The sequence below is a fragment of the Nocardioides sp. SLBN-35 genome, from assembly GCF_006715725.1.
Classification (GTDB): Bacteria; Actinomycetota; Actinomycetes; order Propionibacteriales; family Nocardioidaceae; genus Nocardioides.
In genome coordinates this window covers 1,897,757-1,914,182 of sequence record NZ_VFNU01000001.1, presented here as the reverse complement: position 1 = coordinate 1,914,182, position 16,426 = coordinate 1,897,757, and the positions used below count along the sequence as shown (strand labels likewise).

General features: G+C 72.0%; 17 protein-coding genes and 1 riboswitch. Of the genes, 9 read left to right on the top strand and 8 right to left on the bottom strand.

Features of this window, described 5'->3' with window-relative positions:
- Positions 1 to 12: 12 nt before the first annotated feature.
- From FBY23_RS09325 to FBY23_RS09305, 5 genes are all read left to right on the top strand, one after another.
- A complete protein-coding gene (locus tag FBY23_RS09325) occupies positions 13 to 1,002 on the top strand; it encodes a mechanosensitive ion channel family protein (RefSeq protein WP_141797889.1) in 990 nt (329 codons plus the stop codon).
- A gap of 8 nt (positions 1,003 to 1,010) precedes the next feature.
- A complete protein-coding gene (locus FBY23_RS09320; RefSeq protein ID WP_260805854.1) occupies positions 1,011 to 1,403 on the top strand; it encodes a globin in 393 nt (130 codons plus the stop codon).
- A 92-nt stretch (positions 1,404 to 1,495) separates the two neighbouring features.
- The gene (locus tag FBY23_RS09315) at positions 1,496 to 2,155 is read left to right on the top strand and encodes a hypothetical protein (RefSeq protein WP_141797887.1); all 660 of its coding nucleotides are present in this window, start codon (positions 1,496 to 1,498) and stop codon (positions 2,153 to 2,155) included.
- A 90-nt stretch (positions 2,156 to 2,245) separates the two neighbouring features.
- Positions 2,246 to 2,794, top strand: coding sequence for an RNA polymerase sigma factor (locus tag FBY23_RS09310; RefSeq protein ID WP_141797886.1), 549 nt, complete (start codon positions 2,246 to 2,248; stop codon positions 2,792 to 2,794).
- A 34-nt stretch (positions 2,795 to 2,828) separates the two neighbouring features.
- Entirely contained in the window at positions 2,829 to 3,605 is a 777-nt protein-coding gene (locus FBY23_RS09305) for an enoyl-CoA hydratase/isomerase family protein (RefSeq protein ID WP_141797885.1), read from the top strand.
- Here the strand turns inward: FBY23_RS09305 and FBY23_RS09300 are convergent.
- Positions 3,589 to 4,500, bottom strand: a complete 912-nt coding sequence (locus FBY23_RS09300) for a thioesterase family protein (RefSeq protein WP_260805852.1) — start codon at positions 4,498 to 4,500, stop codon at positions 3,589 to 3,591. The two genes, FBY23_RS09305 and FBY23_RS09300, sit on opposite strands and share 17 nt — an antisense overlap.
- Before the next feature lie 140 nt (positions 4,501 to 4,640).
- On the opposite strand from FBY23_RS09300, the gene FBY23_RS09295 reads away from it, so the two are divergent.
- The 3 genes from FBY23_RS09295 (at position 4,641) to FBY23_RS09285 (ending at position 7,154) form a co-directional block, all read left to right on the top strand.
- Entirely contained in the window at positions 4,641 to 5,855 is a 1,215-nt protein-coding gene (locus FBY23_RS09295; protein WP_141797884.1) for an acetyl-CoA C-acetyltransferase, read from the top strand.
- Between the two features lie 212 nt (positions 5,856 to 6,067).
- Entirely contained in the window at positions 6,068 to 6,637 is a 570-nt protein-coding gene (locus tag FBY23_RS09290; protein WP_141797883.1) for a GNAT family N-acetyltransferase, read from the top strand.
- Positions 6,638 to 6,641: 4 nt separating this feature from the next.
- Positions 6,642 to 7,154: a MarR family winged helix-turn-helix transcriptional regulator gene (locus FBY23_RS09285; RefSeq protein WP_260805850.1), complete on the top strand. Its 513-nt coding sequence runs from the start codon at positions 6,642 to 6,644 to the stop codon at positions 7,152 to 7,154.
- A gap of 24 nt (positions 7,155 to 7,178) precedes the next feature.
- On the opposite strand, the gene crcB is transcribed toward FBY23_RS09285, so the two are convergent.
- The 7 genes from crcB to FBY23_RS09250 form a co-directional block, all read right to left on the bottom strand.
- On the bottom strand, positions 7,179 to 7,538 hold the full coding sequence (gene crcB / locus FBY23_RS09280; RefSeq protein WP_141797882.1) for a fluoride efflux transporter CrcB: 360 nt from the start codon (positions 7,536 to 7,538) through the stop codon (positions 7,179 to 7,181).
- A complete protein-coding gene (locus FBY23_RS09275; protein ID WP_141797881.1) occupies positions 7,535 to 8,026 on the bottom strand; it encodes a CrcB family protein in 492 nt (163 codons plus the stop codon). Before FBY23_RS09275 ends, crcB begins: the two co-directional genes overlap by 4 nt.
- A 39-nt stretch (positions 8,027 to 8,065) precedes the next feature.
- Positions 8,066 to 8,130: riboswitch (Fluoride riboswitch) on the bottom strand.
- Positions 8,131 to 8,179: 49 nt separating this feature from the next.
- Positions 8,180 to 9,862, bottom strand: a complete 1,683-nt coding sequence (ettA, locus tag FBY23_RS09270; protein WP_141797880.1) for an energy-dependent translational throttle protein EttA — start codon at positions 9,860 to 9,862, stop codon at positions 8,180 to 8,182.
- A 9-nt stretch (positions 9,863 to 9,871) separates the two neighbouring features.
- The gene (locus FBY23_RS09265; RefSeq protein WP_141797879.1) at positions 9,872 to 10,282 is read right to left on the bottom strand and encodes a single-stranded DNA-binding protein; all 411 of its coding nucleotides are present in this window, start codon (positions 10,280 to 10,282) and stop codon (positions 9,872 to 9,874) included.
- Positions 10,283 to 10,451: 169 nt separating this feature from the next.
- A complete protein-coding gene (locus FBY23_RS09260; protein WP_260805849.1) occupies positions 10,452 to 12,050 on the bottom strand; it encodes a GTPase in 1,599 nt (532 codons plus the stop codon).
- The gene (locus FBY23_RS09255) at positions 12,047 to 13,795 is read right to left on the bottom strand and encodes a dynamin family protein (protein ID WP_141797878.1); all 1,749 of its coding nucleotides are present in this window, start codon (positions 13,793 to 13,795) and stop codon (positions 12,047 to 12,049) included. Before FBY23_RS09255 ends, FBY23_RS09260 begins: the two co-directional genes overlap by 4 nt.
- Complete coding sequence (locus tag FBY23_RS09250; RefSeq protein WP_141797877.1) at positions 13,792 to 14,913, bottom strand: PrsW family intramembrane metalloprotease; 1,122 nt, start codon at positions 14,911 to 14,913, stop codon at positions 13,792 to 13,794. Before FBY23_RS09250 ends, FBY23_RS09255 begins: the two co-directional genes overlap by 4 nt.
- A 72-nt stretch (positions 14,914 to 14,985) precedes the next feature.
- On the opposite strand from FBY23_RS09250, the gene FBY23_RS09245 reads away from it, so the two are divergent.
- Entirely contained in the window at positions 14,986 to 16,416 is a 1,431-nt protein-coding gene (locus FBY23_RS09245; RefSeq protein WP_260805848.1) for an aminopeptidase P family protein, read from the top strand.
- The last annotated feature ends 10 nt before the right edge of the window (positions 16,417 to 16,426 follow it).

Here is a 16,426-nt window from a genome sequence, read left to right as displayed (position 1 = left end):
GACACTGGGCGGATGCTCGCCCTCCCCCTGTCCATCGCCGATCCGACCAGCCCCTGCGCCGACGGAGAGACGGTCTGCGACCTGACCTGGGACGTGACCGGGAACCGCCGCCTCGCCGAGTGGTCCGACGTCCTCATCGGCAAGCCGCTCGCGATCATCGGCCTGGTCCTGCTCGGCCTGGTGATCGCCTGGCTCCTGCACCGGGTCGTCGACCGGATCGCGCGGCGCGCCGAGCGCGGTGTGCTCCCGGAGCGGGTCGAGAGCGCCGTGACCGCCCGCCGCAAGCAGCGGGCGGCGACCATGGCCGGCGTCCTGAAGAGCATCATCACGTTCATCGTCGTGGCGATCGTCGGCACGATGGTGCTCAGCGAGGTCGGGGTCGACATCGCGCCGATCATCGCGAGCGCCGGCATCATCGGCATCGCGCTCGGCTTCGGCGCCCAGTCGCTGGTCAAGGACTTCCTGGCCGGCATCTTCATCTTCATCGAGGACCAGTACGGCGTCGGTGACGTCGTCGACGTCGGCGACGCCAACGGCACGGTCGAGGCGGTGACGCTGCGGATGACCCGGTTGCGCGACATCGAGGGCACCGTCTGGTACGTCCCCAACGGCGAGATCCTGCGGGTCGGCAACAAGAGCCAGAACTGGTCGCGCGCGGTCGTCGACGTCCGGGTCGGGTACGACGAGGACCTGGCCCGGGTGCAGCGGATCCTGCGCGAGGTGGCCCACGACCTGTGGGACGACGACGAGTACAGCCACGTCGTGATCGAGGAGCCCGAGGTCACCGGTGTGGAGATGATGGAGCCCGACTCGGTCACGATCCGGGTGATGGTCAAGACCGCACCGCTCGAGCAGTGGGGAGTGGCGCGGGCGCTGCGCCAGCGGATCAAGGCGCGCTTCGACCACGAGGGCATCAAGGTGCCCTACGCCCAGCAGGTCGTGTGGCACCGCGACGAGCGCGAGGGGGCCGCTGCCCGCGGCACCACGGCCGACGAGGGATGATGGGCGACGTGAGCACGGGCAGCGACGAGACGAGCTTCTACGACGAGATCGGCGGGTTCGAGACCTTCCGCCGGATCGTCGCGACGTTCTACGAGGGCGTGGCCGCCGACGAGGTGCTGCGCCCGATGTACCCGGAGGCGGACCTCGGGCCCGCCGAGGAGCGCTTCCTGCTCTTCCTCGTGCAGTACTGGGGCGGCCCCACCACCTATTCCGAGAACCGCGGTCACCCGCGGCTGCGGATGCGACACGCGCCGTTCGCGGTGGACCTCGAGGCGCGGGACCGCTGGCTGGGCCACTTCCGGGCCGGCCTCGACAGCGTGGACCTCACCCCGGAGCAGGACGCGCGGTTCTGGGAGTACGTCACGCATGCGGCGACGTTCATGGTGAACACCCCCGGCTGAGGTTTTTCCGGACCGATGTAACACCGGGCTCGGGTGGCGACATGTTCCCGGTGAGAGCAGTCTCCCCCTCTTCCCCACCAGCAGAGCAGGCCATGACCCCCGAACGCGCCACCGACCGGCTCCGCGTCGACGTACCGACGCTCGAGCCCGACCCGGCGTTCCTGGGCATGCTCGCCCACCTGAGTGCGACGTCGCAGGCGACTGCCCCCCGATCGACTCGGTCGGCCGGATTCCGACTGGTGCTCGCGACCGGCTCCGTTGCCGTCATCGCGGCCGCCACCTGGGCAGCGGGCGTTCCCACCGGCGGAGGGGGCCCACACTCCCCCGCCGACAGCCCGTCCCAGATCGGACCGTCCGGCACACCGAGTCCCGGAGACGTCGGAACCCCACACTCCGACGTAACCACCACGCCCGGCAGCCCCCTGTCCCCGGGGCTGCCGGGCAGCTCTTCCTCGTCCGACCACGCCGTCGACCCTGGCGACGCCGACGAGAACCGGGCCCGCGGCGACCAGTCCGACCACGCGACCGGCCAGGGTCACCTGAAGGACAAGCCCGCCGGCAAGGGCAAGGCCAAGGGCCACGACAAGGACAAGGCCCAGGGCAAGGCCAAGGGCCACGACCGGGCGCCCGGCGAGGGCAGCCAGGGCCGCGACGGCGACCGGCAGGACGACCAGCAGGACGACCAGCAGGACGACCAGCAGGGTGACCAACAGGGTGACCGGCAGGACGATCAGCAACGACCGACGCACTGACCGCGAGGAAATGTCCCGCTTCAGGCTCGCAAGCGGGACAATGGGACGCGCGGTCCGGGGCAAGGTCCGGACCACGCCAGAACAACAGGGGTGGGGACACGTCCGGTGCGGGCCGACGACGAGCTCGTCACTGCCGCGAAGAGCGGTGACGCCGCAGCGTGGCGCGAGCTCTATCGCGACCACGCCGGTCGGCTGCTGCTCTGGCTCGAGGCCCGCTCCTCGCCCGGCGGCGAGGCACCCGACGACATCGCCGCCGCCACCTGGCTGGTCGCCGCCGAGAAGATCGCCGACTTCCACGGCACCGGGTCCGACTTCGGCGGCTGGCTGTTCGGCATCGCACGCAAGCACAAGGCCAACGCGGGGCGTCGTACGGCGACCCGGGTCAAGGGCTTCGACACCCTGGCCGCGGACGCCGAGCGGACCGTGGCCGGGCCCGAGACCGGCATCCTCGCCGACGAGTGGGTTCGCCAGGCCCTGGCCGCACTGCCGCCCCGCGAGCGTGACGTCATCGCCTGCACCGAGGTGCTCGACCTCGACGTGAGCTCGACCGCCGCGGCGCTCGGCATGACGGCGGTGGCCGTACGGGTCGCCCGGCACCGCGGGCTCAAGCGGCTGCGCACCCATCTCGCCCCGGAGTAGCCCGGCAGAATAGAACGCATTCTATTCTGGGCGCATGACGCTGCTCGTGTCCGACGACCGCCGGGTCCGCACCCTCACCCTCGACCGCCCCGAGGCGCTCAACGCCTTCAACGAGGAGCTGTACGACGCCACGGCGGAGGCGCTCCTCGCCGCGGCGCAGGACCCCACGGTCGCGGTGGTGATGCTGACCGGGGCCGGGCGCGCGTTCAGCGCCGGGACCGACCTCCTCGAGATGCACCAGCTCGCCACGAACCCCGACTTCCCGCGCGGCAAGCACGGGTTCATCGGCCTGGTCGACGCGCTCGTCGACTTCCCCAAGCCACTCGTGGTCGCGGTCAACGGACTGGGGCTCGGGATCGGCGCGACCATCCTCGGGTTCGCCGACCTCGGCTTCATGTCCGACGATGCCCGGCTCAAGTGCCCGTTCACCTCGCTCGGCGTCGCGCCGGAGGCGGCTTCGTCGTACCTCTTCCCGGCGCTGGTGGGTCGTCAGCACGCCGCGTGGGCGTTGCTGTCCTCGGAGTGGATCAGCGCGGCCGAGGCGCGCGACATGGGCCTGGTGAAGGAGGTCTGCGCACCCGACGAGCTGATGGCGACCGCGCGCCGGCACGCCGAGGTGCTCGCCGCGAAGCCGATCTCCTCGCTGGTCGCCGTCAAGCGCACCATGACCGAGCCGCACCGCGACGCGATCCGCGCGGCCCGGGACCGTGAGAACGCCGCGTTCGCCGAGCTGATGGGCGGTCCCGCCAACCTCGAGGCGCTGGCCGCCTTCGCCGAGGGGCGGGAGCCGGACTTCACCCGGCTGTCGTGACCATGTCGCCGAGCACGCCGATCATCGCCTCGCGGAAGCCGTCGACCGGGGTCACCGAGCGCTGGGTCTCGGTGTCGAAGAAGACCAGCGCCACCTTCGAGCGCGCGAGCACCGCGCCCTCCCCCGAGCCGCCGGTGCCGTCGGTGATCTCGGACTCGAGCACCATCGACTTGGTGCCGATGTGGGACACGACCGTCCAGCAGTCGTAGGACTGCGGCCGCAGCACGATCGGGGCGACGTACTCGACATCGGCCTGCGCGATCACGCTCGCGATCCGCGGGAACTCCTTGAGGCCCTGCCGCAACCGCCCGAGCGAGGCGATCCGGGCCTCCTGGAAGAACTCGAAGTACTTCACGTTGTTGACGTGGCGGTAGATGTCGAGGTCGGAGAAGCGGACCTGGACCGGGTGGTGCGCGGCCCGCTCGCGGGGCACGTCGACCTGCACCGGGCGCGAGCGGGTGTCGCCGAGCTCGGCGTACGGCGCCAGTGCGGCGCGCTCCTGATCGTCGAGGCGCCGCGGCTGACCCGTCGCGAGCACGAACGGCGCCAGGACGGTGCGGGCACGCAGGTAGACGGTGCGGGTGCCGTCGGGCTGCTCCTCGAAGATCTCGTGGTCGAGCGTGAAGCTCGCCGTGCGGATCTCGCTGACCCACGACTCAATCGAGACCGACTGGAACCGGAACCGCAGCGGCGCGCGGAAGGTGACCTCGTGTCGTCGTACGACATAGGCGTCGTTGTGGTGGTGCTCGACGCCCGCGGCCGTCCGGCAGGCGTGCAGCAGCGCGCCGCGCGCCTCCTGGAGGTAGTCGACGTACTTCACGTTGTTGACGTGGTTCAGCTGGTCGATGTCACCCCAGCGCAGGGGGCAGTCGTAGCGGTGCCGCACCCCCGTCATGCTTCCAGACCGCGCCGCCGCGCGGGGCGGGGCTCCGCATGCAGGGACGGGCTTGTGGCGTCCGCCACGACCGGAACAGGTTGCAGTTCCGGGCCACTACGCTGTGCGCGTTCCACCCCTACCTGTACCGAGGAGTCTCCATGCCCGAGGCCGTGATCGTTTCCGCCGCCCGCACCCCGATCGGGCGTGCCAACAAGGGCTCGCTCAAGGACTTCCGCCCCGACGACCTGACCGCGTTCATCGCGCAGACGGCGCTCGACAAGATCCCCGCGCTCGACCCGACGGACGTCGACGACTTCTACCTCGGCGTCGGCCTGCCCGGTGGCGAGGCCGGCAACAACATGGCCCGGATCGTCACCACCTTGATGGGCACCGAGATCCCCGGCGCCACGATCACCCGCTACTGCTCCTCGTCGGTGCAGACCTCGCGGATGGCCTTCCACGCGATCAAGGCCGGTGAGGGCGACGTGTTCATCTCCGCCGGTGTCGAGACGGTGTCGCGCTTCCAGTTCGGCACCTCCGACCACATCCCCAACACCAAGAACCCGCTGTTCGCCGACGCGCAGCAGCGCACCGAGAAGTACGCCGAGGGCGGCCAGGTGTGGCACGACCCGCGCGAGGACGGCCTGCTGCCCGACATCTACATCGCGATGGGCCAGACCGCCGAGAACGTCGCGAGCATCCGCGGCCTCAAGCGCGAAGACCTCGACCAGTTCGGCGTACGCTCGCAGAACCTCGCCGAGAAGGCGATCGCCGACGGCTTCTGGCAGCGCGAGATCACCCCGGTGACCCTCGCCGACGGCACCGTCGTCAGCACCGACGACGGCCCGCGCGCCGGCGTCACCTACGAGGCGCTCTCCGAGCTGAAGCCGGTCTTCCGCCCCGACGGCGTGGTCACCGCCGGCAACTGCTGCGCGCTCAACGACGGCGCTGCCGCGGTCGTGATCATGTCCGACACCAAGGCCGCCGAGCTGGGCCTGACCCCGCTCGCCCGGATCGTGTCGACCGGCGTCTCCGGCCTGTCCCCCGAGATCATGGGCCTCGGCCCGGTCGAGGCGACCCGCAACGCGCTCAAGCATGCCGGCATGACCATCGACGACATCGACCTCGCCGAGATCAACGAGGCCTTCGCCGCGCAGGTGCTGCCGTCCGCCGAGGACCTGGGCATCCCGATCGAGAAGCTCAACGTCAACGGTGGCGCGATCGCGGTCGGCCACCCGTTCGGCATGACCGGCGCCCGCCTGCAGAACACGCTGATCAACTCGCTGCAGTGGCACGACAAGTCCACCGGCCTGATCACCATGTGCGTCGGTGGCGGCCAGGGCATGGCGATGATCCTGGAGCGCCTCAGCTGATCCGCCGACCCGGCCCGAAGTAGCCCCGGATCCGCGCCGACCCGGCAGAAGGTGACGCGGGATCCGCGCCGACCCGGCAGAAAGTGCCCCTCCCTGCGGATACTTTCTGCCGGGTCGGCGCCATTTGTGAGGCACTCCGGGACGGGTCGGCGGGAATCCAGAGCCACTCCGGGCCGGGTCGGCGTCGGTGGGGAGTCGTAGGGTCCGGTGGCATGAGCATCGACGTACGGCCCGCCACCGTCTTCGAGGACGTGAAGGCGCTGGTCGGGCCGAAGCGGGCGGACGCCAGCGTGTGCTGGTGCCTGAGCTACCGGATCCCATCGACGATCAACAACCCGATGCGCGGGCAGGAGCGCGGCGAGTTCGTCGCCAAGCTGCTCGAGGAGGGACCGCTCGGCGTGCTCGCCTACGACGGCGACACCCCCGTCGGCTGGGCCGCGGTCGCACCCCGCTCGGCCACGACCTTCGCCCGCAACCGCAAGATCCCCCACGTCGACGACCTCCCCGTGTGGTCCGTGTGGTGCATCCGGGTCCGGCCCGGACACCGGGGCAAGGGCATCTCCCACCACCTCATCGAGGGCGCGGTCGCCTTCGCGCGCGAGCAGGGTGCGCCGGCGATCGAGGCGTACCCGCTCGACAACGGCGGCGCCAAGGTCGACCTGACGATGGCGTACGCCGGGCTGCGGGCCAACTTCGAGGCCGCCGGCTTCCACCACGCCGCCGACACGACCTCGGTGCTCAGCGGACACCCGCGGGTGCTGATGCGCCGGGACTTAGACTGACCCGGTGACTGATGGGACCGCTGCTCGCCTGGCGACCGGCCACGAGCCGCGGTGGCTCGACGAGGACCAGCAGCGGACCTGGCGCTCGTTCCTGCTCGGCACCACCCTGCTCCTGGACCGCCTCGACGAGGACCTGCGCCGCGAGCACGGTCTGTCCGCGGTCGAGTACGAGATCCTGGTCCGCCTCTCCGAGGCCGGCGGCACACTGCGGATGGCCCAGCTCGCTGCCGCCCTCGCCCACAGCCGCAGCCGGGTGACCCACACGGTCAAGCGGATGGAGACCGCCGGGCTGGTCGTGCGCGAGGAGTCGCCCGAGGACGGCCGCGGTGTCGACTGCCGGTTGACCGACGCCGGGCTCGACGTGCTCCGCACGGCCGCGCCCGACCACGTCGAGACCGTACGCCGCTCGCTGGTCGACCTGGTCGACGCCGACGACCTCCGGGCGCTGGGCCGGGTCATGAACGCCGTGTGCGACCAGCTGATCTGCGCCCACCCGGAGCGCGAGCTCCGGCACTGACCCGGCGCCGCCTCAGCGAGGCGCTCACCACGAGGCGGTCAGTGCGAAGCCCACGAAGGCGGCGCCGAGGCCGCCGAGGAGCGTGACGGCGAGGTTGCCGAGCGCGGCGCCGACCGCGCGGTCCTCAGCCAGGCGCACCGTCTCGAAGGCGAACGTGCTGAACGTCGTGAACGCGCCGCAGAAGCCCGTCCCGAGCAGGAGCAGCAGGTCGGCACCGGCCGCGCCGCCGTACAGGCCGCCCAGCAGGAACGAACCCGACAGGTTGATCGTCAGCGTCCCCCACGGTGTGAGCGCGGTGTGCCGCGACTGCACGAGGCGGTCGAGCAGATACCTCGCCGGAGCCCCGGCCGCGGCGCCCAGCGCTACCAGCAGCCAGGCCGTCACGACCGCACCTCCTCGCCGCCGCTGGAGCGGACCGCCAGCCGCGCGAGCCCCAGCCCGGCGGCCACCGCCACGAGGGCGGCGGCGACGCTGCCGAACAGATAGGCCAGGGCCAGCCCCGGATGCGGATCGGCGCCGGCCAGCAGGTCGCGGACCTGCACGGAGTAGGTCGAGAACGTGGTGAAACCGCCGAGGATCCCCACCCCCACGAACGGCCGGAGCAGCGGGTGCGCGGACCGGGTCTCCTGCACCACCACCATCAGCGCGCCCAGCAGCAGGGAGCCGGCGACATTGGTCGCGAAGGTCGCCCACGGGAAGCCGCTCGGACCGGTCGGCCAGGCCAGCTCGAGCCCGTGGCGCGCCGCCGCACCGAGCATGCCGCCCAGCGCGATCACCACCAGGGTCAGGTGGTGGGCGGCGAGCTCGGTGCGCTGTTCGGCTGAGCCGAGGTCGACATCGGGATCGACGGGCTCGGGGTGGTGCTGCGTCATGGGTCGCCTACCTTCGTCGGGCCCGGGCAGGGCACGGTCGCAGAGGTAGGGACTGTCAGCAGCAGGTGCTGCGGTTGTCGGCGAGCCCCATCGCCATCGGGGCCAACCTAGCAGGGGCGACCGGCCGCCGCCCCGCCCGTGGTCACCGGTCGATCAGTCGCGGGTGAGGCGGCGGTGCGTCACACGGTGCGGACGGGCCGCCTCGAGGCCGAGGCGCTCGATCTTGTTCTCCTCGTAGGACGCGAAGTTGCCCTCGAACCAGAACCACTCGCCCTCGTTCTCCTCGGTGCCCTCCCAGGCGAGGATGTGGGTCGCGATCCGGTCGAGGAACCAGCGGTCGTGGGAGGTGACCACGGCGCAGCCGGGGAAGTCGAGCAGCGCATCCTCGAGGGAGGACAGCGTCTCGACGTCGAGGTCGTTGGTCGGCTCGTCGAGGAGCAGCATGTTGCCGCCCTGCTTGAGGGTGAGCGCCAGGTTGAGGCGGTTGCGCTCACCACCGGAGAGCACCCCGGCCTTCTTCTGCTGGTCGGGCCCCTTGAATCCGAACGAGGCGACGTAGGCGCGGCTGTTCATCTCGAAGTTGGCGACCTTGATGAAGTCCAGGCCGTCGGAGACGACCTCCCAGACGTTCTTGTTGGGGTCGATGCCACCGCGGCTCTGGTCGACGTAGGAGATCTTCACGGTCTGACCGACGGTGAGCTTGCCGGAGTCGGGCTCCTCGCCGCCGGTGATCATCCGGAACAGCGTCGTCTTGCCGACGCCGTTGGGGCCGACGACGCCCACGATGCCGGCGCGCGGCAGCGTGAAGGAGATGTCGTTCCACAAGATCCGGTCCTCGAACCCCTTGGTGAGGTGCTCGGCCTCGAGGACGACGTCACCGAGCCGCGGGCCCGGCGGGATGTTGATGTCGGCGGCGTCGATCTTGCGCGCCTTGTCGGCCTCGGCGGCCAGCTCCTCGTAGCGGGCCAGACGCGACTTGGACTTGGTCTGGCGAGCCTTGGCGTTGGAGCGGACCCACTCCAGCTCCTTCTCCAGCATCTTGGCGCGCTTGGCGTCCTTGGCGCCCTCGACCTTGAGCCGCTCCTTCTTGGTCTCGAGGTACGTCGAGTAGTTGCCCTCGTAGCCGTGGATCGAGCCGCGGTCGACCTCGGCGATCCACTGGGCGACGTTGTCGAGGAAGTAGCGGTCGTGGGTCACCGCCAGGACGGCGCCCGGGTAGCTCTTGAGGTGACCCTCGAGCCACTGGACCGACTCGGCGTCGAGGTGGTTGGTGGGCTCGTCGAGGAGCAGCAGGTCGGGCTGCTGGAGGAGCAGCTTGCACAGCGCCACCCGGCGGCGCTCACCACCGGACAGGTTGTCGACCAGCGCGTCGGACGGCGGGCAGCGCAGCGCGTCCATCGCCTGCTCGAGGCGGCTGTCGAGGTCCCACGCGTTCATGTTGTCGAGCTCGGTCTGCAGCTCGCCGGTCTCTGCCATGAGCGCGTCCTGGTCGGCGTCGGGGTCGCCCATCTCCATGTAGGCGTCCTCGAGGCGCTTCATCTTGGCCTTCGTGTCGGCGACCGCCTCCTCGACGTTCTCGAGCACCGTCTTGCCCTCGGTCAGCGGCGGCTCCTGCTGGAGCATGCCGACCGTCGCGTCGGGGTCGCGGACGATGTCGCCGTTGTTGGGGACGTCGAGCCCGGCCATCAGCTTGAGCAGCGAGGACTTGCCCATGCCGTTGGGGCCGACGACGCCGATCTTCGCGCCGTGCAGGAACGACAGCGTGACGTTGTCGAGGACCACCTTGTCGCCGTGGGCCTTGCGAACGTTGCGAAGGGAGAGGACGTATTCAGCCACGCCCCAAATCTACGCAGCGGCGACCTCGCCGTCGCGCTCGGGGTCACTGGCCGAGCCGGGAGCCGCCACCTTGACGAAGCTCGCCGTGCCGCGGGTGAGGTCGTGACCGATGGTGACGGCGTCGATCTCGAGCGCGACGACCTCGATCCCGGCCTTGTTGACGTAGGTCCGGTGGTCGAGCCTGCCGTGCACGACGACGGGGTCGCCCTGGCGCAACGACGGCTCCGCGTTGCTGGCGAGACGGCGCCAGGCGCTGACGCCGTACCACTGGGTCTCGCTGTCGGCCCACGAGCCGGTGGTGCGGTTGAAGTGGCGCGGGGTGCAGCCCAGCCGGAAGTTGAGCACCGGCACGCCGGCGACCTCCCTGAGCATCGGCGTCGTGCCGATCCAGCCCTGCACGGTGACCATGGTCTGGTTCATCGGATCTCCCTTCGTCGGTGCCGGTCGCGGGAGCGGCCGGTCGAGGACAGTCCACGCCACGGCCCCGACGATGGTCCCGGGCGCCGGCACGGGCTGTGGACAGGAGATGCGGCGAGGGACGGCTGTGGATGACCGAGGGCCCGGACGGGGGCCGCAGGGACGCCTGTGGTCAGCCGCGGGCGGTCTCCACACCACGCCGGAAGGCGGTGTACGACGCGACCTCGGTGCGCAGCGGCTGCACCACGTCGCTGTCGAGGACCTGGTGCACGACTCCGCGCAGCCGCTCGTCGGCCTGGTCGGCACGCTGCCGGGCGAGGCCGCGCACGAGCATCCGGCCGACGACCGCGAGCACCAGGCCGAGCACCAGCCCGCCGATGCCGAGCACGGCCGGGAGCGGGAGGCCGGCGACCTTCGTGAGGTCGCCGGTCGCGCCCTGGACGGCGGCGACGATCCACCACGCGAAGCCGCCGACGGCGGTGAGGAGCAGCAGCCAGTGGAGCAGGCGGACCAGGCTCACCCAGGCTGGCAGCCTGCCGCCGAGGTCGACGCCCTGCAGGCCCTTCTCGAGCTTGTCGCCGGTGGCGGCCAGCCCGGACCCGATGGCGCCGCGCAGGCGCGGGGCCCAGGCCGGCCCGACGCCCTCGGACGCCTCGTCGGCCAGGGCGCGGACGGTGGTGTCGACCGCCGCCCGGTCCAGCGGCGCGACGGCGGGCTCGCCGCGCGGTACCTCGTCGTCGCCGCGGCCGAGCAGCGCGAGCGGCGGCCAGGTGACCGCGCCCCGCGCCCGCTCCCCCACGGTGCGCTCGATGCCCTCGACGACCGCGGAGACACCGGCGGCGTCGGCGACCCGGTCCTCGACCTCCTCGATCCGCCGGGCGGGAAGCTCCCGGACGGGGGTCGTACCGCCGGCCTGCTCCAGGCGAGCGGCCGCGGCGGCGATGTCGGCCTCGACGCGCAGGGTGGTGCTGCGCTTGTCGTGCACCCGGCGCAGGATCTCGGCGCGGAGCTCGGCCATGCCGATGCCCTCCCGGGCCGAGATCGGCAGCACCTGGACGTTGGGGAGGCCGTCCTCGGCGAGCAGCCGCCGGACGTCGTCGACCATCGCCTGGCGGCGCTCGACCGGCACCGTGTCGATGTGGTTGAGCGCGACCAGCATCACGTCCTGGTGGGTGCTCATCGGCTTGAAGTAGCGGTCGTGGACGGCCGCGTCCGCGTACTTCTGCGGGTCCAGGATCCACACCATCAGGTCGGAGACGGCCACGAGCCGGTCGACCTCGAGGTGGTGGGCGACCTCGGTGGAGTCGTGGTCGGGCAGGTCGAGGAGGACGACGCCGTCGAGCTCGGACTCCGAGGGGGTGTCGAGCATCGAGTCGCGCATCGTCTGGTGACGCGGCGGGATGCCGAGCCAGTCGAGCAGCTCGCCGGCGCCCTGGCTGCCCCACACGACGGCGGTGGCCCACGAGGTCGTGGGACGGCGGATGCCGACCGAGGAGAGCTCGAGCCCGGTCAGCGCGTTGTACGTCGACGACTTGCCGGAGCCGGTGGCGCCGGCGATGGCGACGACCGTGTGGCGGGCCGAGAGGCGCAGTCGGCCGGTGGACTTCTCGACGGCTGCGGCGACGTCGTCGAGCAGCGCGTCGGCCACCCGGCCGCGCGCGGCCTCGACCGCCGCGCCGAGCCCGTCGACGCGCGCCGCGATCGGCGTCCCCCGGGTCGCGAGGTCGCCGGGGATCCCGCCGTCGGTCTCCTCAGTCTGCGGTGCCGTCACAGGTGTCCACCCGTCCCCTTCTTGGCCGCGGCGAACCGCAGGTCGTCGACTCGTCGTGCCGCCTGGCGCAGCTGGTCCGGCGCGTCGGGCTTGAGCTCCCACTGGGCGGCCGGCGCGAGGTAGCGGGCACGCTCGGCGCCCATCAACGTCGTCAGCCGGCGCACCAGCGTGCCGCGGGCCTGGTCGACCACGCGGGCCGCGCCGGACTCGCCGATCGTGCTCTCCAGCAGGGTGCGGCCCAGCCGGACCGACTCGGCTGCGGCGCCGGAGGCGCCGGGGGTGTCGGGTCCGGCGAGGGCCACGACACCGAGGGTGACCGCGAGGCCGCGGGCGCCGAGGGCGAGGAAGCGGGCGCTGTGCCGCGCGTCGCCTGCCTCGTGCTTGACCAGCTCCTGGAGCTCGTCGTGCCAGGCGCGGATCTCCTGCTCGGCCTGCGAGCGCAGCCCGCGTCCGGCCCGGGCGAGGTCGTCGGTCGTCGACTTCAGCAGCGCCTCGCCGTAGGACCGCTCGCGCCAGGCGGCGGCCGCGGTCGCCGCGGCGCGCTCGGCGTGGTCTGCGACGAGCGCCTCGAGGCCCATCTCGATCGCGACGCCCACCCGCTCGGCCTGCTGCGGCTTGCCCTTGATCGCGTTGACCAGGCGCTCGCGCACGAAGCCGACCTTGGCCTCCAGGGTGCGGGTCAGCTCGCCACTGCCGACGAACTCCTGCCAGCGGGCCAGCAGGTCGCCGCGCAGCAGCGTGCCGTCGCCGGCAGCGGACAGGAGCGCGGCCTGTGCGTCGTCGTACACCTGGTCGGCCAGGGTGAGCAACTCGCCCACCGCGTCGACCTGGAGCGCGACGGCGTCGGCGATCGGAAACGCCTTGCGGGTCACGGTGCGCACCGCGCCGGCGACGGTCTGGTTGACGACGTCGCGCTTGGCGGCGGCGTCGGAGGCGAGCGCGGCGAGCCAGCCGTTGATCTCGGTGCCGTACGACGCCGGCAGCAGCCCCTCCTCGCTCACTTCGCCCTGCGGTACGGCGAACAGCGGGCTGTCCTTGAGACCGCGGGCGGCCATCATCCGGGCGAGGTGGACCGAGACGGTCGCGACGTCGTCGGCCGACGTACGGCTCAGGACGAGCGCCACGGCCGTGTTGCGGTCGACGGCGTTCTTGAGGTGGTCCCACGGGACCTGGTCGGAGTAGCGCGCCGCGGACGTGACGAACAGCCACAGGTCGGCGGCGGCGAGCAGCTGGGAGGACAGCTCACGGTTGCGCTCGTCGACCGAGTCGACGTCGGGGGCGTCGAGGATCGCCAGCCCACGGGGTACGGCGGCGCTGGGGACCAGCTGGATCGCGAACTGGTCGTTGGTCGGCTGGCTCACCCGGGCCAGCTCGGGCAGCAGCCGGTCGGCGCCGAACCAACGGCCGTCCTCGGGGTGGTGGACCACGACGGGAGAGCGGGTCGTGGGCCGCAGCAGGCCGGGGACGGTGACCCGGCTGCCGACGAGGGTGTTGACCAGCGTGGACTTGCCGGCGCCGGTCGAGCCGCCGACGACGACGAGCAGGGGCGCGTCGATCTCGGTGAGCCGCGGGATGATGTAGTCCTCGAGCTGCTCGATGATGTGCTCGCGGCCCACGCGCAGCGCGCCGACCCCGGGCAGGTCGAGCGGCAGCGGCGCGTTGAGGAGGGATCCGTGCAGCCGGACCACCTCGGTGAGCATCCTGCTCCCGAGGAAGGTCTCGTTGAGATCGGCGCCGAGGGTCATCGCTGGGGTACCACCTGTCCGGGAAATGCGATCCGCGGTCGGGCCGCCTGGATCCGACCGAGGAAGTCCTGTCCGCGCACCTGCCAGTCGGCCGGCGCGGTGCCGCGCAGCAGCCGGTGGTGCAGGAAGCCGAGCTCGATGGCGGCCTGCTGGTAGTCGCGCATCGCCCGCTCGGCGTCGGGCCCGCCGGCCTGGCGGGCGAAGCGGCGGGCCTCGCGGCGGCCCCGCAGGTTCACGACCCAGCCGATGTCGGTGGCGGGCAGCAGCCCGCGCTGGGCGGCGTCGGTGAGCGCGACCCGCAGCAGGTGCGCCTCGGTCTCGCGCGCCCACCAGGCGAGCGCGATCATGCCGATGAACGCGGGCGCCATGATCACGACGTACACGATCGCGAAGCTGCCGAAGCCGAACACCGTGGAGCCGTTCCAGGTCGCGTGGGCGAGGACGGCCAGCAGGTAGCCGCCGATCGGGGCCAGCCAGCGCAGCGCCGGGCGGCGGGTGGAGACGGCCAGGCCGATCCCGACGCCGGTGAACGCGGTGAAGAGCGGGTGCGCGAACGGGCTGAAGATGCAGCGCACCACGAAGGTGCCGGTGATCGCCTCGATGCCGCCGGGCCCCATCCCGTCGGTGCCGTTCCAGGCCGCGGCGAGATAGAGGATGTTCTCGGTGAACGCGAAGCCGACGCCGACCATGCCGGCATAGACGATGCCGTCGAGGATCCCGTCGACCTCCGCGCGGCGCCACCACAGCAGCAGCACCAGGAACAGGCCCTTGCTGGCCTCCTCGATCACCGGCGCGACGAACGCCAGGGAGAGGGTGTCGGTGAAGCCCACCAGCAGGCCGCCGAGGCCCTGGACGACGATCGCGGCCATGGTCGCCACGAAGGCGCCCCACCCGAGGCCGGCGACGAGCAGCGTGCGCGGCTCGGGCTCGTAGCGGTCCAGCCAGAGGTACGCCGCCAGCACCGGCCCGACCGGCAGCGCGGCCAGCGCGGTGGCGAGCAGGGTGATGCGCGGGGCGCCGGACAGCGCGAGGATCAGCAGCGTGAGCAGGGCGCCGAGCACCACCGCCACGGTCACGACGACCGTGAAGGCAAGGCTGTTGCGGCGGACTGCGGGCATGGGGGAACCCTATCCGGAGCGGTCCCCGCGCCCCCGATCGCCGGTGAGGTGAGCGAGCGTACATTGAGGGGTGTGAGTGCGGACACCCCCAACGACACCCCCCAGAACGCCCCCAAGACCGAGCAGCACGACCCGGCCGTCCCCGAGGCCTACGCCGCCTTCATGCGGACCGGCTGGGACGAGCGCGAGGACGACGTCACCCGTCACCCGGTCGCCGACCTGGCCGCCGTACGCCGCTCCCGGCTGGCCGAGGCGTTCCCTGGTGAGCGCCTGGTGCTGCCGGGCGGCGGCTACAAGGTGCGCGCCTACGACACCGACTACCGCTTCCGCGCCGACACGGCCCATTCCTACTTCTCGGGCAACCACACCTCCGACGCCGTGCTGGTCGTCGAGCCCGACGGCTCGTCGGTGCTCTACGCGCGGCCGCGCTCGGGGCGCGACAGCGACGAGTTCTTCCGCGACCGGCAGTACGGCGCGCTGTGGGCCGGCAAGCGCCCCTCGGCCGCTGAGCTGGAGGCCGCGCTCGGGCTGACCGTCAAGCACATCGACCAGCTCGAGGCCGACCTGGCACAGGGCACGAAGACCCGCGTGCACCGTGGCGTCTCGGCCGGCGTCGACCGCCTGGTCGCCGGCGACGAGGCCCGCGATGCCGAGTTGGCCCGGGTCGCCTCCGAGATGCGCCTGGTCAAGGACGCCTGGGAGGTCGCCGAGCTGCAGGCCGCGGTCGACGCCACCGCGCTCGGCTTCGAGGACTGCGTGCGCGAGTGGGACCGCGTGATCGAGCACGGCGAGCGCTGGCTCGAGGGCACCTTCTTCCGGCGCGCGCGCACCATGGGCAACGACCTCGGCTACGACTCGATCGTCGCCAACGGCTCCCACGCCACGACCCTGCACTGGATCGAGAACTCCGGTGCCGTCGTACCCGGTGAGCTGATCCTGCTCGACATGGGTGTCGAGGGCGCGAACCTCTACACCGCCGACGTCACCCGCACCCTGCCGGTCAGCGGCACCTTCACGCCGCTGCAGCGCGACCTCTACTCGCTGGTGCTGCGCTCGCAGGACGCCGCGCTGGCCGCGCTGCGCCCCGGCGAGCGCTTCCTCGCCGGGCACGACGCCGCCATGGACGTGCTCGCCCACGGGCTCGACGACCTCGGACTGCTTCCCGTGTCGGTCGACGAGGCGCTCTCCCCCGACTCCCGGGTCTACGCCCGCTGGACGCTGCACGGCGTGAGCCACATGCTCGGCATGGACGTCCACGACTGCGGCCAGGCCGCGCCCGAGGCGTACCGCGAGGCGGAGCTGGTGGAGGGCATGGTGCTGACCGTCGAGCCCGGCCTCTACTTCCAGGCCGACGACCTGCTCGTCCCCGAGGAGCTGCGCGGGATCGGCATCCGGATCGAGGACGACGTCGTGGTCACCGCCGACGGCGTCGCGAACCTCTCGTCCGCCCTCCCCCGCACGCCGGACGCCATCGAGGAGTGGATGGGCACCCTGCGCGGGTGATGTGACCCCC